Annotated in this window: 17 protein-coding genes and 1 pseudogene; 10 read left to right on the top strand and 8 right to left on the bottom strand. The window is 45.1% G+C overall.

Annotated elements, in window-relative coordinates; translation table 11 throughout:
- Positions 1-73: 73 nt before the first annotated feature.
- The gene (locus PN470_RS03505) at positions 74-1,015 is read right to left on the bottom strand and encodes a DUF1517 domain-containing protein (RefSeq protein WP_002737563.1); all 942 of its coding nucleotides are present in this window, start codon (positions 1,013-1,015) and stop codon (positions 74-76) included.
- A gap of 230 nt (positions 1,016-1,245) precedes the next feature.
- Between PN470_RS03505 and PN470_RS03510 the strand changes: the two genes are divergently transcribed.
- On the top strand, positions 1,246-2,505 hold the full coding sequence (locus PN470_RS03510; RefSeq protein ID WP_272103673.1) for a phosphopantothenoylcysteine decarboxylase domain-containing protein: 1,260 nt from the start codon (positions 1,246-1,248) through the stop codon (positions 2,503-2,505).
- A gap of 43 nt (positions 2,506-2,548) precedes the next feature.
- Positions 2,549-2,848: a 2Fe-2S iron-sulfur cluster-binding protein gene (locus tag PN470_RS03515; protein WP_002801057.1), complete on the top strand. Its 300-nt coding sequence runs from the start codon at positions 2,549-2,551 to the stop codon at positions 2,846-2,848.
- A 70-nt stretch (positions 2,849-2,918) separates the two neighbouring features.
- Here the strand turns inward: PN470_RS03515 and psbQ are convergent, their stop codons facing one another.
- Both psbQ and PN470_RS03525 read right to left on the bottom strand, forming a co-directional pair.
- The gene (psbQ, locus tag PN470_RS03520; protein ID WP_002789746.1) at positions 2,919-3,359 is read right to left on the bottom strand and encodes a photosystem II protein PsbQ; all 441 of its coding nucleotides are present in this window, start codon (positions 3,357-3,359) and stop codon (positions 2,919-2,921) included.
- 238 nt (positions 3,360-3,597) lie between these two features.
- Positions 3,598-4,731, bottom strand: coding sequence for an FAD-dependent oxidoreductase (locus tag PN470_RS03525; RefSeq protein WP_272103675.1), 1,134 nt, complete (start codon positions 4,729-4,731; stop codon positions 3,598-3,600).
- A gap of 219 nt (positions 4,732-4,950) precedes the next feature.
- Here PN470_RS03525 and phaA point away from each other — a divergent pair, with 219 nt between their 5' ends.
- The 7 genes from phaA to PN470_RS03560 all read left to right on the top strand — a co-directional run bounded on the left by phaA (position 4,951) and on the right by PN470_RS03560 (position 13,165).
- Positions 4,951-6,141 carry an acetyl-CoA acetyltransferase PhaA gene (gene phaA, locus PN470_RS03530; protein WP_271938883.1) on the top strand — a complete coding sequence of 397 codons (1,191 nt, stop codon included), beginning with the start codon at positions 4,951-4,953 and terminating at the stop codon, positions 6,139-6,141.
- A 12-nt stretch (positions 6,142-6,153) separates the two neighbouring features.
- Positions 6,154-6,870, top strand: a complete 717-nt coding sequence (gene phaB, locus PN470_RS03535; protein ID WP_002751543.1) for an acetoacetyl-CoA reductase PhaB — start codon at positions 6,154-6,156, stop codon at positions 6,868-6,870.
- A gap of 126 nt (positions 6,871-6,996) precedes the next feature.
- Positions 6,997-7,992, top strand: coding sequence for a class III poly(R)-hydroxyalkanoic acid synthase subunit PhaE (gene phaE / locus PN470_RS03540; protein WP_271938881.1), 996 nt, complete (start codon positions 6,997-6,999; stop codon positions 7,990-7,992).
- Positions 7,993-8,158: 166 nt separating this feature from the next.
- On the top strand, positions 8,159-9,253 hold the full coding sequence (locus PN470_RS03545) for a class III poly(R)-hydroxyalkanoic acid synthase subunit PhaC (RefSeq protein WP_272103677.1): 1,095 nt from the start codon (positions 8,159-8,161) through the stop codon (positions 9,251-9,253).
- Positions 9,254-9,479: 226 nt separating this feature from the next.
- Positions 9,480-10,697 carry a geranylgeranyl reductase gene (gene chlP / locus PN470_RS03550; protein WP_002773238.1) on the top strand — a complete coding sequence of 406 codons (1,218 nt, stop codon included), beginning with the start codon at positions 9,480-9,482 and terminating at the stop codon, positions 10,695-10,697.
- A 264-nt stretch (positions 10,698-10,961) separates the two neighbouring features.
- Positions 10,962-11,906 carry an isoaspartyl peptidase/L-asparaginase gene (locus PN470_RS03555; RefSeq protein WP_002790968.1) on the top strand — a complete coding sequence of 315 codons (945 nt, stop codon included), beginning with the start codon at positions 10,962-10,964 and terminating at the stop codon, positions 11,904-11,906.
- Between the two features lie 71 nt (positions 11,907-11,977).
- Complete coding sequence (locus tag PN470_RS03560; protein WP_271938916.1) at positions 11,978-13,165, top strand: FtsW/RodA/SpoVE family cell cycle protein; 1,188 nt, start codon at positions 11,978-11,980, stop codon at positions 13,163-13,165.
- A gap of 515 nt (positions 13,166-13,680) precedes the next feature.
- Here PN470_RS03560 and PN470_RS03565 read toward each other — a convergent pair.
- The 4 genes from PN470_RS03565 to PN470_RS03580 all read right to left on the bottom strand — a co-directional run bounded on the left by PN470_RS03565 (position 13,681) and on the right by PN470_RS03580 (position 19,326).
- Positions 13,681-14,985 (bottom strand): ABC transporter substrate-binding protein, encoded by a 1,305-nt coding sequence (locus tag PN470_RS03565; protein ID WP_103112663.1) that lies wholly within the window; start codon positions 14,983-14,985, stop codon positions 13,681-13,683.
- Positions 14,986-15,482: 497 nt separating this feature from the next.
- Positions 15,483-16,721: a carboxyl-terminal processing protease CtpA gene (gene ctpA, locus PN470_RS03570; RefSeq protein ID WP_272103680.1), complete on the bottom strand. Its 1,239-nt coding sequence runs from the start codon at positions 16,719-16,721 to the stop codon at positions 15,483-15,485.
- 265 nt (positions 16,722-16,986) lie between these two features.
- Positions 16,987-18,066 carry a class II fructose-bisphosphate aldolase gene (fba, locus tag PN470_RS03575; protein WP_002751568.1) on the bottom strand — a complete coding sequence of 360 codons (1,080 nt, stop codon included), beginning with the start codon at positions 18,064-18,066 and terminating at the stop codon, positions 16,987-16,989.
- A 132-nt stretch (positions 18,067-18,198) separates the two neighbouring features.
- Entirely contained in the window at positions 18,199-19,326 is a 1,128-nt protein-coding gene (locus PN470_RS03580) for an aldo/keto reductase (RefSeq protein ID WP_271936869.1), read from the bottom strand.
- Positions 19,327-19,898: 572 nt separating this feature from the next.
- On the opposite strand from PN470_RS03580, the gene PN470_RS03585 reads away from it, so the two are divergent.
- Positions 19,899-21,374: a leucyl aminopeptidase gene (locus PN470_RS03585; RefSeq protein ID WP_272103682.1), complete on the top strand. Its 1,476-nt coding sequence runs from the start codon at positions 19,899-19,901 to the stop codon at positions 21,372-21,374.
- Between the two features lie 168 nt (positions 21,375-21,542).
- Here PN470_RS03585 and PN470_RS03590 read toward each other — a convergent pair.
- A pseudogene (locus tag PN470_RS03590) lies at positions 21,543-21,749 on the bottom strand (IS200/IS605 family transposase); the annotation flags it as partial.
- Between the last annotated feature and the right edge of the window lie 54 nt (positions 21,750-21,803).

A 21,803-nucleotide genomic window follows, 5' to 3' on the forward strand; every position in this document is an offset into this window, starting at 1 on the left:
GCAAACCCTAATCAAAAAATCTCCCCGTAATAAGGGAGATTTTAGCTAATATCTAGAGTTATTCCCCGACAAATTACACTAATTTCAGATCGGGATAATTGGCGAGAATGTCATCTTGACTGAGAATATCACCCTCGCTTTGGGGGGTCCAAATCACTTCTACTGCTAAAAGTCGATCGCCTCCCATACTACCAATTTGTTGCAGGGCTTGTTTCAAGTCTTGGGAGTCATTAATTTTCGGTAGAGAAAATTTACCAACAATGCCGGCTAAAATAGTCACCAAAATATAGCCTTCCGGTGCGGTTTTAGCTAATTCCCCAGCCGATTCGGGTAAAATATTTTCTTGAGAACCTTGACGCAGTTGATTATTGTAATTAGTTAAGGTTTCCGCCGTTAGTTTACCGCGTTCGTTGAGAGACCACTGATTAAACTTCGCTTCTGCACTGCTGAGGCTGGTTTGTTGGCAATCGACGTTACCATAAACCCAGTATTCTGGATGACGTAACAGGGCGAGGGCCGATTCTTGTAAGACTTCGACTCGTCCCTCGGAGGTGCTAGTATCGACAGTTAGGGCGATTTGATTTAATTCTTGTTGCAGATAACGGGCATTAGCCAACAAACCCACCTGTACTTTAGCCACGGAGACGGTTTCATAACCGGATTCTATCGTCATACCATTCTCATCACTGCCTCCACCATTACGGAAAGCATTAACGAGGAAATTGGCAATAGCAAAAAAGATTAACAGAGAAATTAAGCCACCGCCACCACCACCCCAAAAGAAGGGTAAGAGGAAGGGAAAACCAATACCTCCACCGTAACCCGGGGAACTGTAACCACCACCTCTAGAAGGGCTAATACTGCGACTAGGGGCGCGAAAACTACCGCCACCCATTCTACCCCCCGATGCCGCTAAAGCACTGGGAATAGAACCGAAAATCAGCGTTGTCACTAATCCTAGAACTAATAACGGCTTGGCAAGCGATCGAACTTTAGTTAAAATTTTGTCAATCATAAGAACACCGAAGCAACCCTTTATTTACTAGCATAACGAGTTTATCGGTCAGGGATAGACAAATCTTGAATAGGGATAACCGAATCAGTTATCAGTGATCAGTTATCAGTTAGAAGGTGTTGGGTATTGAGATTTTAGGGTTTTGGGGTTTTGGGGTTTTTTAGTTGAATTCCCCCATTTCCCCATTTCCCCATTCCCCCATTCCCCCATTCCCCCATTTCCCCAAATTTATGACTTGGAATTTCTCCGCTCCCACGGATTCGGACTTAGGCGATCGCGAAGTACCCTTAGAAAATCATCATCTCTGGGGTAAAAGGATTGCTTTACTGGTGACAGGAGGGATTGCGGCCATGAAAGCGCCGCTAATTGCCCGATCTTTGCGGAAATTCGGGGCCACAGTCGTGGCTTTTGTCTCGGAAGAAGCTTTAAGATACGTCACTAAGGAAGCTTTGGAATGGAGTACGCTTAATCCCGTAGTTAGTCAATTAACGGCAAAAGCAGAACATTTAAGCGATCAATCTCCCTTTGATCTTTATTTAGTCGCCCCTGCTACCTATAACACGATTAATAAGTTTCGTTACGGAATCGCTGACGGAGTGATCACTTCATGCTTGGCCTCGGCCTTGGGACGACTGGAAAAGGGAAAAACTAAAATTCTGCTTGTCCCCACCATGCACGGCAGTTTACATAATGCTATTCTGAGCGAATCTTTGCAAACTCTCGATCGCTTGGGAGTCGAGATTATGCCACCCCGGGATGATTACGGTAAGCACAATCTCCCCGGGGAAAAAGAGATCACCGTGGCAGCCTGTGGGATTCTCAGTAATTCTGTCCTGAAAAATATGCCGATTTTAGTCACCGGTGGACCCACACCCGTGATTATCGATAATATCCGTCGTTTAACCAATCGTTTTACCGGACAATTAGGGGCCGCTATTGCAGAAGAATTATACCTGCGCGGGGCCAAGGTGCAGTTAATCCACGGACGGGGCAGCTATACACCCCCCGCTTATTTACCCCATGAAATTATTGAAACTTATGACGAGTATCTAGGGAAGGTTATGGGAGAATTAGAGAGTAAAGATTATAAATTTGGCATTTTTTCGGCAGCAGTGGCAGATTATCGCTTAGAAAGCCCTTTTTCTGGTAAGATTCCCAGTGGAGGGCAGTTAAATCTTAATTTTGTGCCGACGGAAAAAGTGATTGACAAGGTGAGAGAAAATTTTCCCGATTTAGAGATGGTGACTTTCAAGTATCAGGAGGGAGTCAGTCAGGAGGAGTTACTGGAAATCGCCCGCAAACGCCTAGAAAAGGGCTATCAGGCGGTCATTGCTAATAGGGGTGAGGAAAAGGGCGATCAAGGGGAACAGGTGGCTTATTTGGTCACAAAAGCGGCACTGGGAAAATTTATCGGTAAAAAAGCGATCGCTATTGGTATCGCCGAATATTTAGAAGAGCGAGCCAAAAATGTTACAATCAAAAAAATTTAATATTTTTTAATATTAATTTGCAAAAATTTAGGGTAATACAGTCATGGGTAACATCAACTTCGTCAAAGAGAATAAGATCGTGGTAGCGGCAGATGGAGCGAATTTACGAGAGAAAGCAATCCAGAATGGCGTTGATATCTACACTTTTGGCGGTAAATTGATGAATTGTGGCGGTTACGGTCAGTGTGGTACTTGTATAGTGGCAATTGTCGAGGGGATGGAAAATCTCTCCGCTAGAACCGACTTTGAGCAGCGCTGTCTGAAGAAAAAACCCGAAAATTATCGTTTAGCCTGTCAAACCATGGTTAATGGCCCTATTAGCGTCCAAACTAAACCAAAATAGCATTTATCGGTTTTTTAGCTGCGGCCTGGTCGGTGATCACTGATAATTGATCACCGATCACTAATACAAACTAACTAGGAACAATATTTAAGAAAGCATCGAAGTCTTTTAATGCTTCTTGGAATTGATTAGCAGCGAGACTAGCATCTTTTTCTTTGGCTGCCGCATCGATACGTTCAAAGTGAACGAAAAGATTTTTCGCTAACTGCTTGGCTTTTTCTTGGTCTTTGGGCAGTAAATTACGCGATAATCCTACCATTTCCTGACGCAATTGCCCCAAAGGGCCGTGGATATAGGTGCGAGTATCTACCCAATTTTTGTCAGCGATGAGGTCTTGCAAAACGCTCATTTTTTCGCGAAATCCTTCTATGGGTTGGATGTAAACCTGTAACTGTTCGATTTTTTGCGGACTATAGACGGTGGGGATAGTTGCTTGGGGACCACTGCAACTAACCAGCAGGGTAGTAACTAGGACTAAAACTAGGGAAATAATCGAGCGAAGACGTAGCATTGGTTTATATGTACTATTTAACAAACTATTGACGTTCTCTCCCTTAACCAGTCAAGGTATCGGGACGATTTTTACTTTATCAGGTTGTGGGATTCCCAAATCAGATTTTACTCCCAACGGCCTTGACAGTAACTCGGTGCTATTGGACGATAATCAGCAATTTTGCCTCTGATCCCCCCTTAATCCCCCCTTGATAAGGGGGGTGTCTGATAATTTTTAACACCTACCTACTTATTAACTAGAGCTTATCAAATTGTCTCATAAAAGCTCGATCGATCCGATCTTTCCATAACCATAATAATGGTGATTGCCAGCCGAAACCGCCCCAAGATGCGATCGCTTTTTGGTCTCCTGTCCCAATTAAACTCAGATAATTTTTCTGGGGAAAATAGGGTTTTAGGGGCTGATTTTGCAGAATTCTTCCTAAATTATCAAACAGGGGTTTTCCTTGTCGGACGGCAAAAACTCCCGCTTTCGGACGGGGATAATCTGGAATCGTGGCAATATCTCCCACGGCAAAAATATGGGGATGGGAAAGAGATTGCAGATAATTATTCACTAAAATAAACCCTTTTTCATCTGTCAGTAATCCTGACGCTTTAATCCAACTAGGGGCCGAGGCAGCCGTTACCCAAATTGTATAATCCGTGGGTAAAATTAACCCCGATGAACAGATAATCCGATCTGCTTGCACTGCCGTCACATCCGTTGATAAATATAATCTAATTCCCCTTTGTTGACAAATATTCTCTAAACGTTGACCGACCCAATTATTATGGGCTGCTAGGAGTTTTTTTCCTCGATGAATTAGAGACAAATTCAAATTACTGCTAGAGTTGAGAATTTTGGCCAAACGGGACTGCATATTTAAAGCTAATTCAACTCCGCCTGCACCACCACCAACAATGACGATATTTAGAGTATTATTAGGGTTAATAACCGCTTTTTTGAGGATTTCTTGCCATCCTTCCCGAAAAATCGGTACTGGTTTGGCGGGGATAGCGTACTCTTTAGCACCGATAACATTATCCACTGCCGGGAGGCTGCCAATATCGATCGAGAGATAATCAAAGGGAATCGGTGAAGAATTATGAAAAATTACTTGACATTTTTCCGTATCTATGAAATTAGCCTTGTCTAAACAGAATTGCGCTTGAGAATACCTAGCTAGAGAAGGTAAATCGATATGAGTCTCGGCAAAATCATAAAAACCGGCGATGTGGCCGGGTAACATTCCCGAATAGGGGGTATGGGTGACATCGCTAATTAAAGTTAATTGAACGTTTTTTAGGGGTGATTGCCCCCAAAGACGAAGGGCGATCGCATGACTATGGCCACCACCGATAAAAACTAGACGCTTGACTAAATCCATAAAAAAAGGGGATTGCTGCCGGAAAAGTTAAATTCTAATGAATATATCTTCTGACACAGAAATTCTGTTGCAAAATCGAGGGTAGATAGACAAAAACTCAAGGCATCGAGGCCAGGAACTTGTAACCAATGACAGTCAATTGGGATTTTGATCTTTTCGGACTCGATATTCTTAAGTAAATTCTATCTATTATCTTCGCTTCCCAATAGAGAGAAGTCTATGCAAGAAGTTTATATCGTGGCCGCTGTCCGGACTCCAATTGGTCGTTTTGGTGGGGGATTAATCGGATTATCCCCGGCCGATTTAGGGGCAACAGTGATGAAATCTGCCCTAGAAATCGCTAATTTGCCCCCAGAAGCCCTAGATTTGTACATTTTCGGCAATGTTTTGGGATCCGGTCATGGTCAGTTAATTCCCCGACAAGCGGCGATTAAAGCGGGAATTCCCGTAAGCGTGGACGGATATCGGGTGGATATGGTTTGTTCTTCGGGAATGATTGCCGTTAGTAACGCTGCCACCTCAATTCGCGCCGGAGAAGCGGATCTCGTCCTCGCTGGTGGTATTGAATCCATGTCCCAAACTGGCTTTTTTCTCTCCCATCGGGCCCGGTGGGGTTATAAATTCCTTATGGGTGCGCCGGAACAATTAACCGACCTATTACTACACGATGGCTTAACCGATGCTACCACGACTGAGGGCATGGGTTCCCAAGTTGATCGCCTCTGTCTTGATCGCGGGGTTTCTCGGCAAGCATTAGACGAAATTGCCGCTTTATCCCACCAAAGAGCGGCCACAGCCACAGAAAAAGGCTGGTTTAAGGGCGAAATCGTGCCAATTGAGCTTAAATCTAAGAAAGGTTCCACAATTCTTGATCAAGATGAGGGTATTCGTTCCGATAGTACCCCGGAAGGTTTAGGAAAACTGCGGCCGGCTTTTAATCCGTCGGGAGTTTTAACCGCAGGGAATAGTAGTCAGATTTCCGATGGGGCTGCCGCTATCCTTTTAGCCAGTCAAAAAGCTGTGGATCAGTACGGTTTAAAACCAATTGCCAAAATCCTTGGCGGTGCTGTGGGTGCTGGCAAAACCGATCGCTTCCCAGAATTTCCCGTCCTCGCGGTGAAAAAATTACTGGCATCTCTCAATAAAACGATCGAAGATTTCGATTTAGTGGAAAATAACGAAGCTTTTGCCTTAAATAATCTGCTTTTTGAGATGGATCTGGGGTTAGCTAGGGAAAAACAAAACGTTCACGGTGGTGCGATCGCATTGGGTCATCCCATCGGCGCTTCCGGCGCACGGATTCTGGTGACGTTAATTAATGCGTTGAAAGTACAGGATAAAACCCTCGGTATGGCGGCCATCTGTCATGGGACCGGTGGCGGAACAGCGATCGCAATTGAAAGAGTTTAGGAGGAAAAAGCTATGGTATCTCTCGGACTAGAGGAGAAAGTTATCGTCGTTACGGGCGGAAATCGAGGCATTGGGGCGGCTATTGTCTCTCTTTTGATAGATTTGGGGGCCAAGGTGGCCTACACGGATTTAGTCGCCGATAATCCCCAGGGTTTAGGCATTGTCGCCGACGTGACTAAGTTGGAATCTATGGAAGCGGCAGCTCAACAAATTGAAGCGGAATTGGGACCGGTTTACGGTATCGTCGCTAACGCGGGGATTACCAGAGATAACTTTTTCCCTAAATTAACGCCGCTAGATTGGGATTTAGTGATTAATGTCAACCTAAAAGGGGTTAATCACACGATTAAGCCGTTTATTGAGGGAATGTACGAACGACAAGCGGGATCGATCGTTTGTATTAGTTCTATTTCCGGTGATCGCGGTAATGCCGGCCAAACTAATTACGCGGCTACAAAAGCGGCAGTTATCGGTTTAGTCAAATCCTTAGCGCGAGAAGCTGCCCGTTATAATATTCGCGCCAATGCGATCGCACCGGGGTTTATTAACACGGAAATGACTTTAGCGATTCCCGATAAAGTTCGCGATAAAATCACCGCCGAAATTCCCTGTCGTCGCTTCGGTGAACCCGCAGATATCGCCTGGGCAACTGCCTATTTACTCTCTCCTGTTGCCAGCAGTTATGTCTCTGGAGAAGTCCTCAGAGTTAATGGGGCCCATCACACCTAATCAGTTATCAGTGGGTAAGTTATCAGTTATCAGTGGGTAAGTTATCAGTTATCAGTTATCAGTTATCGGGTGTAGGGTGGGTTAGTAAACTAGCGAAATCAGCGTTAAAGGAAAAGGGCAAAAATAATGGATAAACCGACACAAGCTTGGAGTGAGATGGCCACCGATTACGTCAATCTTTGGACAGAAACCGGGGCAAAAATGTGGTCAAGTTGGTTTGATATGATGGGAGCGATACCGACTCCTATGGGCAATATTAAACCAGAATTACAACAGGCAACCCAGCGCTATTTTGATAATCGGGATTTATTGATCAAATTCCTAAAATTATCGATGGAAGCTTGGGAAAGTATCTTCCCGAAAATGCAAACAGGAGAAGACTGGCAAACAATTTTAGATAATTATACCCAACAGATGCGCGGTCAACTGAATAGTTTTACTACTACCACTTCCCAAAGTAGTCAAGATGTCAGTCAACTATGGACAATTTACCTGCAACAATTACAAAGTCTCAATCATTTATGGTTCGATCCTTTCGTCCTGTCAAATGACACAATAACCAAAGCTTGGTTAGGTAACACTTCTTCCTTGATCGAACTCAATAATATCTATTGGCAGAAGTTTTATGATGAGACTTTTGGCCAATGGTTACAGATGCCTTTATTGGGATTGCCACGAGAATTTAACCGCAAATTACTCGATAGTTTTGAAACTTGGCGCGTTCTTTATCAAGCTAGTATTAACTATCAAATTGTACTGGCTGATATTCAAGTTAAATCCTTTGAAGCTTTAACTAAAAAATTAGTTTTCTTAGCAGAAAAAGGTCAACCTGTCAAGGATTGGCGAGAATTTCAAGATGTGTGGAGTGTCGTCGCTGATGATATTTTTGAAAAGGCTTTTTGTCAACCAGAAAACCTAAAAGTACGGGGAAAATTTATTAATTCCCTCAATGATTATCGCCTCAAACAGCAGGATTTAATGGAAATTTACCTGCGCTCAATGAATCTGCCTACCCGCAGCGAAGTCGATGAAATTCATCGGACTATCTATGAATTACGCAAAGAGGTAAAAAGTCTCAAAAAAGCTTTAGGAGAAAAAAAAGAAACAGAAAGTAACAATTAGTTAATTGTGCTTGACAATCAGTTATCAGTTATCAGTTATCGGATTGCAGTTTTCAGTATATAGTGTTAGGTGAAAACTTCGGAACTTTCTTTTCACTGATTACTGTTTACTGTTCACTGCTCACTGAAAAATCCCCACTTCCACACTTTTCTAGGAGAATTAAATTATGTGGCCATTTTTGACGCAAGTAAAACTGGAAGATTTTACCCAAGATTATCTAGAATTAACTCAGAAAAATCTCAAAGGTTTAGACAATCTCAAACGAGTTAAAGAAGAAGATATTGAGTGTGGAGTCTCGGAAAAAGAAGCAGTTTATCGGGAAGATAAAATCATTCTCTACCACTTTAAACCCGTGGTCGAAAAACCCTTCGAGATTCCCTTGCTGATGGTTTATGCTTTGGTCAATCGTCCCTACATGGTAGATTTACAGGAAGGGCGTTCTTTAGTAGCAAATCTGCTGAAATTAGGCTTAGATATCTACTTAATTGATTGGGGATATCCCACCAGAAGCGATCGCTGGTTAACCCTTGATGATTATATCAATGGTTATGTGGATAATTGCGTCGATTTTATTCGTCAAAGTCACCATCTCGACAAAATTAATCTGCTAGGAATCTGTCAGGGGGGAACCTTTAGTTTATGCTATAGTTCCCTCTATCCCGATAAGGTAAAAAATCTGGTGACAATGGTGACACCGGTGGACTTTTATCAAACCGAGACCCTCTTAAATATGCGCGGGGGGTGTTCCTTGGGAGCCGAAGCATTAGACATCGATTTAATGGTAGATACCATGGGCAATATTCCGGGAGATTTTCTCAACTTAGAGTTTCTGGAATTGAAACCTTTGCAGTTAGGTTATCAGAAATACCTCGATTTTCCTGACATCATGGAAGACGAATCAAAATTAGTTAATTTTCTGCGTATGGAAAAATGGATTTTTGATAGTCCTGACCAAGCGGGAGAATCCTATCGACAGTTTCTCAAGGATTTCTATCAGCAAAATAAACTGATTAAAGGGGAAGTGATGTTAGGAGATAAACGGGTAGATTTACACAATCTGACCATGCCAATTCTCAATCTTTATGCGGATAAAGATCACCTTGTCCCTCCCGCTTCTTCCCTCGCTTTAGGGAATTATATCGGTACTTCTGACTATACCGCTTGTGCTTTCCCGGTCGGACATATCGGAATGTATGTCAGTGGCAAAGTGCAACGGGATTTACCCCCCGCTATTACTGATTGGTTGAAAGCAAGAGGTTAAGAATCCTCGCACCTATCCCCTTTTCCCAGTTTGGGAGAGGGGTGTAACACAATACAACACATCGATAAAAAAAACATCTACGGGCAGTAAAATAAACTTTTGTAACAGAGGATGTTAAGCACTGTTGCAAGATCGGGCAGAATCGGAGGATATCGTTCCTTTCGGCTAAACCCCTGTGGTACACTGCAAAGCGTACTCGCTCGTAAGTATGTAGGAGAAAACCTGAGTGTTAAGAGTCGCTGTTGTGGGTTCAGGGCCGGCCGGTTCTTCGGCGGCAGAAACATTAGCTAAAGCAGGCATTGAAACCTATTTATTTGAACGCAAATTAGATAATGCTAAACCCTGTGGTGGAGCGATTCCTCTCTGTATGGTGAGCGAATTTGACCTACCTCCTGAAATTATTGATCGCCGGGTGAGAAAAATGAAAATGATCTCCCCCTCGAACGTCGAAGTCGATATTAATCTCGATAATCAAGACGAATATATCGGAATGTGTCGTCGGGAAGTCCTCGACGGTTTTATGAGAGAACGCGCCCATAAATTAGGAGCGCATTTAATCAACGGAACCGTTTACGGTCTCGACATTCCCACCAATAGCACCGATCCCTATACCCTACACTACGCCGATCACTCCCACGGCAATTCCCAAGGGGAAATGAAATCTCTGAAGGTGGATATGGTTATCGGCGCCGACGGTGCTAATTCTCGCATTGCCAAAGCTATTGATGCCGGGGATTACAACTATGCGATCGCTTTCCAAGAACGCATCCGTCTCCCCCAAGATAAAATGGCCTACTACGAAGATCTGGCCGAAATGTATGTAGGGAAAGACGTATCCCCCGACTTCTACGCTTGGGTATTCCCCAAATACGATCACGTCGCCGTCGGTACTGGCACAATGAAGGTCAATAAAGCCATGATTAAAGACCTACAAGCTGGTATTCGCGCTCGCGCGGCCCATCGTCTGGAAGGAGGCGAAATCATCCGCGTGGAGGCCCACCCCATCCCTGAACATCCCCGTCCTCGTCGTGTAGTTGGTCGCGTGGCACTGGTGGGAGATGCTGCGGGAACAGTTACCAAGTCTTCGGGAGAAGGCATCTATTTCGCCGCTAAATCGGCGCGGATGTGTGCCGAAACCATTGTCGAAGTCACCAACGGCGGCCAACGTATTCCCACAGAGGACGAGTTAAAACTCTACCTCAAGCGTTGGGACAAGAAATACGGTATGACCTATCTGGTATTAGATATCCTGCAACGGGTTTTCTACCGTACCGATGCCACCCGGGAAGCTTTTGTGGAAATGTGTTCCGATAAGGATGTACAGAAGATGACTTTTGACAGTTATCTCTATAAAACCGTTGTTCCCGCTAATCCTCTCGTACAGATGAAGATTACTGCTAAAACTATCGGTTCTCTCCTGCGCGGTAACGCTTTAGCTCCTTAAAATCAATGTGATAACCGGAAAACCCAATCTCCTCATGGCGGTGGTTGGGTTTTCTTTTGGGTTGTCCCTTCTTGTCTTCTCTAATTCAAATAAAAATATCGAAAAAATATTTGATAAGCTGTTAAGCAATTTAAATCCGCGGGCAGCTTACATTACAGTTTATGCCCTTTTGTTAAAGGGGAAGTCAAGATATATGGTGTAAATGCGCTACTATTTAATGGCAAAGCCGTCCTCAAGAGACGGGGTTTCGGACTCAATTTTTCGATGACCAGAGTAAATGCGAAGTTAATTATTCATGGGGGAGCGAGTTCCCTAGAGGATAAAGGTGGTTTAGAATCAGTGCGCGATTCTCTCCGGGGGATTGTTAAGAATATTTACAACCTCCTTGACAATGGTGCTAGTGCTGTGGAAGCGGTGACAAAAGGATGTATGTTACTGGAGGATGAACCGCGATTTAATGCTGGGACCGGTTCGGTGGTGCAATCGGACGGTCAGGTGCGAATGAGTGCAGCCTTGATGGATGGTCGTCACCAGCGTTTAAGCGGTGTCATTAACGTCTCGCGGGTACAGAATCCCATTAGCCTGGCCCACTTTCTCCAAAGTCAAGAGGATCGCATTCTCTCGGAAATTGGGGCTGCAGATCTGGCCCGAGAATTACAAATTCCCCTCTATGATCCCCTAACCGATTATCGGATTCAAGAATGGATGGAAGAAAGAAAGACGAACTTTAATCGCAAAATGGCCCGTTTATTCGCCGATTCGTCAGCACAACGGGGAACTATCGGGGTGGTGGCCCTTGATCAGCAAGGAGACATCGCCGCCGGAACTTCTACCGGAGGTAAGGGATTAGAAAGAATCGGTCGCGTTAGTGACAGTGCCATGCCGGCCGGCAATTATGCGAATCCATGGGCCGGAGTAAGTTGTACAGGGGTCGGGGAAGATATTATCGATGAGTGTTTAGCCGCTAAGGTGGTCATTCGCGTCACCGATGGTTTTTCCCTCGCCGCTGCCGTGGAGAAATCGATGCACGAATCCCAAACTAATGGTCGGGATCTGGGCATGATTTCCCTTGATCGTCAGGGTAATATTGTTTGGGGGAAAACGGCGGAAATTCTCTTGGCTGCCTATCACGACGGTCAGGCGATCGGTGATACCCTAGAATGGCACGGTGAAAACGCGGGTTTAATCGGTCATGTCGCCGTCGGATAGTGGAACAAACTGCGATCGAGCCTAGTCCTTTTGGTTAATCTGTGCAAGATACTTCTTTGCGAAAAATCTCCGTGTGGCAATATATTATCCCTATTTTTGACCCCGATGTGAAAAACTGGTCAGCCGAAGCGCGATTATTGCGCTGGATGACTTTTTTGTGGCTGTTAGTCGGGTTAGTCGTGCTTTTTTCTGCTTCCTACGCTCTGGCTGACAGTCGCTTTGATAACGGACTATACTATTTTATCCGCCAATTAATCTGGCTTTGGGTTGGCTTAATTGGCTTTAATTTCCTGGTGCGATTGCCGATCGAGAAACTCCTCAAAATCGCCCCCTGGATGATTTTATTAGTTTTAGGATTAATTTTGATCACTCTCATCCCCGGTTTGGGAGCTAATATCAATGGTGCCACCCGTTGGATTAAAATCGGGCCGATTCTCTTGCAACCGTCGGAATTTATGAAACCGTTTCTCGTCCTGCAAGGAGCGGCGGTTTTCGGTGGATGGCAGCGTTTAAATGTCAATCAACGGTTAACTTGGATCGCTATTTTTGGACTAATTCTAGCCGGCATCCTCTTACAACCTAACTTGAGTACCACTGCTCTGTGTGGTATAACTCTCTGGCTGATCGCTCTTGCCTCCGGTCTGCCTTTATCCTACATGACCAGCACCGCTTTACTGGGTTTAACTATGGCCGTGGTCAGTGTTACTTTCCGCGAATACCAGAGAAAACGGATTTTATCTTTCCTAGACCCCTGGCAGGATCCCCGGGGTGATGGTTATCAATTAGTGCAGAGTTTACTGGCGATCGGTTCTGGCGGAACCACTGGCAGCGGTTACGGTTTATCCCAACAAAAATTATTTTATCTACCCTTCCCAGATACGGATTTTATTTTCGCTGTCTTTGGCGAGGAATTTGGTTTTATTGGCGGTATTTTACTGTTAATCATGCTATTTCTCTACGCTACTCTCGCCCTGATCGTGGCGGTTAAATGTCGTCATCGCATCAAAAAATTAGTGGCGATCGGGGCGATGGTAATTTTAATCGGTCAATCTCTGTTAAATATCGGTGTGGCCACTGGTTCTTTACCCACTACGGGCCTACCTTTCCCTCTCTTTAGCTATGGCGGCAGTTCCAGTTTAGCCAGTCTCTTTTTAGCCGCCCTCTTAATCCGGGTGGCCAGGGAAGAAAATGACCCCGATCCAGTTCCCACTAATAAAAAAAGTCCTCAGAAAACTGTCTCGGTTTTCAGTCATCAGTGATGGATTGGGAATTATGAAGTGGGGTGTGGGAAGAATAAATAAAAATAATCTCCTATCTCCTGACTTCTGACTCCTAACCCGATATTGGTCAAAGATAAGTAAAAATTATTGATTGATGCCAAAAACTTGAGAATATTTAAATTAACATTCCGCAATATTTACAAATTCTTAAAAATTAATTGAGAAAGATTTTTATTTAACAACGATGTTATCATGGTTACAGCGATTTTACTGAATTTCATAGTGGGCAGTTCTGTGCTTTTTTGGACAGCAACGCTTGAAACCCTTGCCACAGCTAGAAGGTGATCCCAATTAAGACGGGTAAATTAGTCAATTTCACCCACGACGATGATCTTTTTTTTGTGTAGTTTTGTTGCAAAAAAAAAGTTTTTTTGACAAAAAGCACAAAGTGTGCTGCTGTCAACAGACTTCGTGGGTGTTGAGGGGGAGAGGGGAGCAGGGAAAATAAATACAAGCAATCTCCTGATTCCTGATTACTGATCACTGATTACTGATTACTGATTGGGTGTCACCTGATCGATAACCTTGAGAGTGCCGTCATCATTAACAGTCCAGACATCGTAACTACCGACCACATCGCCATTTTCATCGATATCCACATTGCCACTGGCCCCCTGATAGTTAATATCTTCGCCTTTGCGAATCATTTCCATGGCTTGACAAGCATCGGTTACTTCCGTCCCAGGTCCGTTAGCCACCTCACGAATCTTGCTTTGAATCCCTTCCCCGGTGTTAGATTTAGCCGCCTCGGCTGCTAACATCAATAAAATCGCCGCATCCCAAGTATGGGGAACAAAAGCGGTGACATCCTTGCCAGTTTTTTCTTTCCAGAGAGTAGTAAAAGCGCTTAAAGCTTGACCGTCGGCCCCGGGGACAGTGCCTAGGGCCCCAGCAATAATTGACTTACCATCAGTTCCTTTCCCCACCTGTTTGGTGAAATCTTCCGAATAAACCCCATCGGTGAGGAGGACGGTAACTCCTTTGGTCAATCCCTGTTTATAGGCCGCTTGTAGCAATAAACTGCCCGTTTCAGCGTAAAGGACTGCCGCTACAGCATCCGGTTGGTTAGCGAAGGCAGCCGCCGCTTCACTATCGAGAGTGGCAGCTTTCGGGTCATAACGGACGGGATTTTGCTTATTAGTGATCGTGCCACCTAATTTATCGAAAGCGCTCACGAATTCCCGTTCAAATCCGACTCCATAATCGTTATTGATCACGACGGTGGCCACATTTTGAAAACCCTTTTTCTTAGCTAGGGCCGCTAAAGCTTGAGCTTGGTAGGTGTCCGGGGGAGCCGTCCGCGCCCAAAAACCTTTAAAATCGCCTTTTTTCGCCCTGTCAGTAAATACAGGACTGGTGCTACCCGGAGAGACTAACATAACTTTCTTTCTCACCGCCACATCGACGGCTGCTCCTGAGACGCTACTGGCAAAGGAACCGATCACACCGGCTACTTTATCCACCTCCGCTAGTTTCGTCATCGCTGAAGCACCGGCGGCGGGATCGGTTTGGTCATCTTCTTTCACGAGGGTGACGGGTTTGCCATTGACTCCACCACAGGCATTGATAGTCTCTACCGCTAGGGCAGACGCTTCGGGCATATTTTGACCAATAGCGGCTAAATCTCCAGTAATGGGCAGTAAAGCCCCTAATTTTAAGCCTTGATCACCGGGGGTAGTGGTGGTGGGACTAGAGGCAGTGTTATCGGGGGTTTGGGCATTATTACAAGCGGTTAAAAAATTAGCTAAGAGGCTGATGCTCAGGGTTAGGGCTAGGGGCGATCGAATATATCTCTGCATGGCAGTAAAATCAAGGATGAGTTAAGGTTGCAAGGCTGAAAAACCCGGACTGGGAAAATTCTAATCGATGTTAGCATTCTCTCCAAATCAAACAGGTTTTCATCTTAATTTAGATATTGATGGAAAAAATGGCTAATTTGTTCGATCTATGCCGTCCGGTGTGGGGTGTGGGAAGTTTTTTCAGTGTTGCCAAAGGCACGGCGTAGCCGTCCAGTGATCAGTAAACAGTAAACAGTGAACAGTGAACTGAAAACGGTTCTTTTTGTTTGTGTTAGGCAATGGAGGGGGTTATAAGGGATGAAACCCTTATATAGAAAGACATTGATGGGATCTTGGTCAATTATTTTCCCTCTCTAACGAACTAATCAATTAAGTCTCTTGCCAGATAAGGATTTAGTCGATTTATGCCACCCGATCGAAGCAGACCAAGTAACGAAGAATCCTGAAAACTCGCATCTGATAACTGGTAACTGATAACTGATAACTGAAAACCCCACTTAGGAAGCTTTGGCTAAAACGGTCTTCTGGTTTAAAAACTGAATTGCCGTTTGGTATTGACTATCTTTTTCGGTGCCGATTTCCTCATAGGTGATCGGTTCCTGTGCCACCACTTGATCGGGCATAATTCCTAACTTATGAATATCATGGTGAGCGGGAGTTTCATATTTCGCCACGGTAATCGCTAATCCTGCCCCATCGGGTAACTCGAATAGGGACTGAATTAATCCCTTACCGAAAGTCTTTTCTCCCACTAAAACCCCCCGTTGATTATCCTGTAATGCTCCGGCTAAAATCTCGCTGGCGCTGGCGGTTCCCTGATTGACTAAAACGACTAAAGGCGAGTCGGTTAAAGCATTGCCAGAAGCGGCAAAACTATCGGCAATTCCCTCGCGATTAACCGTATAAACGATCGTTCCCTGATTAATCCACATCCGAGCGATTTCTATGCCCGCTTGCAGTAAACCACCGGGGTTATTTCTTAAATCTAAAATATAACCCTTGGCTCCTTGTTTTTGTAAGTTCGTCACCGCTTCCGAGACTTCTTTGGCAGCGTTAGCACTAAATTGATTTAAACGCACATAACCGATGGGCAAGGAACTAGAATTTTTATCTAAAACCGCTACCACTGGACTTAAAGAAATGCGTTGACGGGTTAAAGATAGGGTTTTTGGTTGACTTTTTTGATCGGGAAGAATGACTAAGGAAACTTCTGTTCCGGCGGTCCCGCGCATTTTGGCTGCTGCTGCATCGAGGGTTAAAGTAGTGGTATCGATGCCATCAATAAACAAAATGCGATCGTGGCTAGTCAAACCAGCGGCCTCAGCAGGAGAACCTGCAAGGGGGGCAACTACTTCTAAGTAACCATTGTCAGGATTGATATTAATTTGCAGTCCTACCCCCGATAATTCCCCCGTGGTGCTAATTTGTAGGTTATGGTATTGATCCGGTCGCAAGAGACGGGTAAAAGGTTCATCGAGAGTGGCTAACATCTGTTCGATCGCATTATAGGCCGCCGTCCGATCGTTGAGGGGTTTTTTGATGAATTGTTCCCGCACCTGCCACCAGTTTTGATGATTAAAGGTGTCATCATAATAGGATTGGTTGACTAATCGCCAAGATTGCAGTATTAATTTTTGTTCTTCGCTAAAGGCGGCTGCTGTGGGTGTCCATGCCATCCAAGTCAGACAAAACCAAAATCCCACCAATAATCCCGCCCACAACGATTTTTTTCTCATCTTGCTTCTCTTATAAATCCAGTGCTGATCTGCTGATTATTTTCAGTATAGTCTTTTCTCTGAAATCGATTCGGCTCTCCCGGGTTTGGTGGATAAAATGTATTCTAAGATACAGTCCTGTGGCCGAGCGCGTAGAGCGAACCACAGAGACACAAAGGACACAAAGATCGATCGTTCCTGATAAAAAAGAGGGTAGTTATGGTTAACTACCCCAAAAAATCCTGCTAAATTGGTGCCATTAAGCGATCGCTTAATTGTTCAGCCACTAGACAGCCACAACTTTTTTGCTGACTTGGGTTAATTGCCCTTTAGCATATTTGGCTGCGTAGTCATCGAGGGACATTTGTTTGATTTTGCTGGCGTTACCGGCGGTACCAAATTGTTGATAGCGATCAGCACAAACTTTCTGCATATAGGTGATCGAGGGTTTCAGGAAGGAACGGGGATCAAACTCTTTCGGGTTGCTGAATAGCGCTTCCCGAACTGCGGCAGTAATTGCTAAACGGCAGTCGGTGTCGATATTGATTTTACGCACACCACTCTTGATGCCTTTTTGGATTTCTTCCACGGGAACACCGTAGGTTTCAGGGATAGCGCCACCGAATTGGTTGATTAATTCGAGGAGATCTTCGGGAACCGAGGAAGAACCGTGCATAACCAAGTGAGTATTTGGTAAGCGGTTATGAATTTCTTCAATACGGCTAATAGCGAGAATTTCGCCGGTGGGTTTGCGGGTAAATTTGTAAGCGCCGTGGCTAGTACCAATGGCTACTGCTAAAGCATCTACTTGGGTTCTTTCGACGAAATCCACCGCTTCATCGGGATCGGTTAACAGCATCGAGTGATCTAATTCTCCCTCAAAACCGTGACCGTCTTCTGCTTCTCCTTTACCGGTTTCTAAGGAACCTAAACAACCGAGTTCCCCTTCCACACTAGCACCGATCGAGTGAGCAACTTTTACTACTTCAGCAGTAACGTTAACGTTGTACTCGTAGGTGGCGGGAGTTTTAGCATCCGCTTCTAAGGAACCATCCATCATGACGCTGGTGAAACCGTTACGGATCGCCGAGTAGCAGGTGGCGGGTTCATTACCGTGATCTTGGTGCATCACGATGGGGATATGAGGATAGGTTTCCACCGCGGCGGTGATCAAGTGACGCAGGAAGTTTTCCCCTGCATATTTGCGCGCACCGCGAGAAGCTTGTAGGATAACGGGGCTGTCGGTGGCTGCCGCCGCTTGCATGATCGCTTGGATCTGCTCCATATTATTTACGTTAAAAGCGGGGATGCCATATCCGTTCTCAGCCGCGTGATCCAACAATAACCGCATGGGGACGAGTGCCATATCCTTTACTCCTTAATCTATTTCTTGTTTTTTGTCTCTTTAAATTCAAGAAAGTTAATTCTCTTACCTGTTAATCTTAAGATAGTTTTTACACTTTGACGATCCCCAAAAAAAATTTTTCTAGGTTTCGTCCTAAGATGACCACAATCTCCGTTGCGCTGGTCCTTTAAGTAGTTCGTGTGTATCAAATAGCAGTCGGGGAATCGGCAATTTTTCCGGGCAGCGAGGTAAACAATCACCACATTCAGTACAATTATTGGCCTTGCGTCCGGGGAACCAATGACCTGCATTTTCTAGCATTCGATAGCGATACTGGCCAAAATCGGTCATTTCGTAAGCTACTGCCAGATTCCGCAGTCTCAACACTTCGGGGATATTAATATTTTCAGGACAGGGTAAACATTGATAACATTGGCTACATAGATCTGTGGCCAATTTATCGGTTAAATGTGTCTCTAAACGCTTAAAAACGGCAATTTCTGCCGCATCTAGGGGCTGATCTTCTTCGCATACGTTAATAATTGCCTCTAATTCCTCTGGTATCGCTGCCCCGACGCTGAGGGTAGTAATGCGCGGATCGCTCAATAAAAAGCGATAATTTAGCTCTAGGGGTGAAAAAGGGGCGCATAATTCCTCTAGTTTCTTCGGAGGTCTGTGGAGACTACCTCCCTTATCAGCAGGGGAAATAATAAACACACCCATGTCCTTTGCTCTGGCTAAAGCGATCGCCGGTTGCTGTCTTTGCCAAAAAAAATAGTAATGGATATTGACAAAAGCGAAGAAATCTGTATTGATCGTCTCCAGAATAATTTCTAGGGGTGCATGGGTAGAAAAGCCAATATGACCGATTTTTCCAGCCTCTTGGGCCATAAAAACGGCTTTCATGCAGCCTTGCGGGTCTTTAATCCAGTTTAAATGCTCGCGGGTGTTAATACCGTGAATTGCTAGACAATCGAGGTGATTTAATTGTAATCGTTCTAGGGATTCGGCGATCGCTTGTTCCATAGTTTGGCGATCGGGAGTGGGGACCAATTTCGTGGTCAGATAAACCCGCTCCCGCACCCCTTGACGCTGCAGGTAGCGACCGAGAAAAACTTCGCTATTACCGTAACCTCTGGCCGTTTCTAGGTGATTAATCCCCAATTCTAGGGCGCGATCGAGTGTTGCGGCAAACACCGACTCTGAGGACAAACAGCGCATTGTCCCCAGAGAAAACAGCGAAAATTGCCAATTAGTACGGCCAAATCGTCGATAACGCATTGATTCAGTTATCAGTTACCAGTTACCAGTTACCAGTTATCAGTTACCAGTTACCAGTTACCAGTTAAGTAGGGCTTGCTGAATAAATCTAAAAACCTTGTTGGATAAGAATTTTAGACTTTTTTCCCATCAAAAAGTGCCAGACATTGGGGTGAGCGGGGGGAAGTTTAGGCACTTTTTCCCTGAAAATTAGGTAATTGACCCCCTGAAAATCGCTAAAACCCTAAACCCTACACCCTACACCCCACACCCTGCCCCCACGAAAAACTTTTTGCCGCAAACCCTAAGTAGGTAACCTCAGTTCGGGATAAGCTAAAACCCTGATGCTACCGTAGCCTGAAACTCGTATTCTTTCGTGGAAGCTATGGCAAAATTCCCTTATCCCGAACTGAAGTTAAGATACAGTCTTATAGGCGAGTGAGTGGAACGAACCACTCCAGACACAAAGGACACAGAGATCGATCACTACTATATAAGTTAAACTTATCACACAAAGAATAAGACAGCCACTGATAGAGCTTACAGTATAGTGATTAATAGAAGCATTTTGCAAAGAATTATCGAGATAAAGAATGGATATTCGATCGACTGACACCTCGCTCCTTACTTGGACAGGAGATACTTTAGCCCTAGGTTTACCAGAAGGAGCCGTAGAGATTGCAGGAGAATTGGCAGAATTGAACGATAAACTGGGGGGAACCCTAGGGGAACTCATCTCCGAGACAGAATTCGAGGGAAAATTAGGCAGCAGTGCGGCCACTCGTCTAGGTGGTGGGGGTCCGATTCGCAAATTAATCCTGGTGGGATTGGGAAAAACTGCCGATTTCGACCTGCAAACCCTGCGTCTAGCGGCCGCCGCCATCGCTCGTCTGGCCAAACAACAAAAAAGCCAAGCTCTGGCCATCAGTTTACCGGTAGTTGGGGATCAGTCCGCCACCGCCGGAGCAATCACGGAAGGACTACTACTGGCCAATCATCAGGATACCCGCTTCAAGTCCACTAAAGAGGAAAAAGGAGCCAAATTAGAAACCGTCGAGTTATTGGGTTTAGGAGAGCAAGCATCTGCGATCGCCAAGGCCGAGCAGATCTGTTCTGGGGTGATTCTGGCCAGAGAATTAGTCAATGCTCCCGCGAACACCGTCACCCCCCTAACCATGGCAGAAACCGCCGAGCAAATTGCCACCGAATACGGATTAAGTCTTAATATTCTGGAACAGGAAGAATGCGAAAGCTTGGGTATGGGATCCTTCCTAGGAGTAGCCAAAGCCTCGGATATTCCCCCGAAATTCATTCATTTAATCTATAAACCCCAAGGAACCCCGAAACGTAAACTAGCAATCGTTGGCAAAAGTTTAACCTTTGATTCCGGCGGTTTGAATATTAAAGGGGCCGGCAGTGGCATCGAAACCATGAAAATGGACATGGGGGGTGGTGCCGCCACCCTAGGCGCGGCCAAGGCGATCGCCCAATTACGGCCAGAAGTGGAAGTACACTTTATCTGTCCAGCTACGGAAAATATGATTAGTGGTCGCGCTATGCACCCCGGGGACATTTTAACCGCTTCTAACGGCAAAACTATTGAAGTCAATAACACCGATGCCGAGGGACGATTAACCCTGGCCGATGGCTTGGTTTTTGCGGAAAAATTAGAGGTGGATGCGATCGTGGATCTAGCCACTTTAACTGGGGCCTGTGTCATCGCTTTGGGGGACGATATCGCCGGTTTATGGAGTAGCGATGAGAGTCTCGCTGCTCAACTCCAAGAGGCCGCTAAATTAGCCGGCGAAAAATTCTGGCCAATGCCTCTAGAAGAAAAATATTTCGAGGGTCTGAAGTCTCCAATTGCCGATATGAAAAACACCGGCCCGCGCCCCGGCGGTTCCATTACAGCGGCTTTGTTTTTGAAGCAATTCATTAATAATACTCCCTGGCTCCACCTAGATATCGCAGGACCAGTCTGGTCCGACAAAGAAAATGGCGTTAATAATTCCGGGGCCACCGGTTTTCCCGTCCGCACTCTAGTTAATTGGGTAATGGCCAATAATTAAGTTATCGGTGATCGGTAAGCGGTATTAAGTGAGGAGTATTTTCACTGATTACTGTTTACTGATCCCTGAAAAATCTGCCCCACCCCTCACCCCTATCTCAAGGTCGCGAGAGGACTCCCGTTAAACTGCGTAGCGGTTAACGGGAGATGAATCGCGACCAGAATGAAACTAACGCAGTAGCCTTTCCACTTTTGGGGAGTTTTGGTTCTCGACGTATTTTTTTAGTTGTTCGACAGTAACGTCGCCACAACTAGCCACGAAATAAGCTCCCGCCCAAAAATAGGGTTTGTTGTCGAAATACTTTGCCGCCAAATCCGGAAATTCTTGTCTAATTAAGCGACTACTAACTGTTTTAAGGTTAGCGATTAGTTTGGTCCATGATTGTAATTAGTTGATATACTAGGCAGTAAGTGTTACAATTTAACTATA

The sequence above is a fragment of the Microcystis sp. CS-574 genome (genome assembly GCF_028329095.1).
In the GTDB taxonomy this organism is placed as follows: Bacteria; Cyanobacteriota; Cyanobacteriia; order Cyanobacteriales; family Microcystaceae; genus Microcystis; species Microcystis ichthyoblabe_A.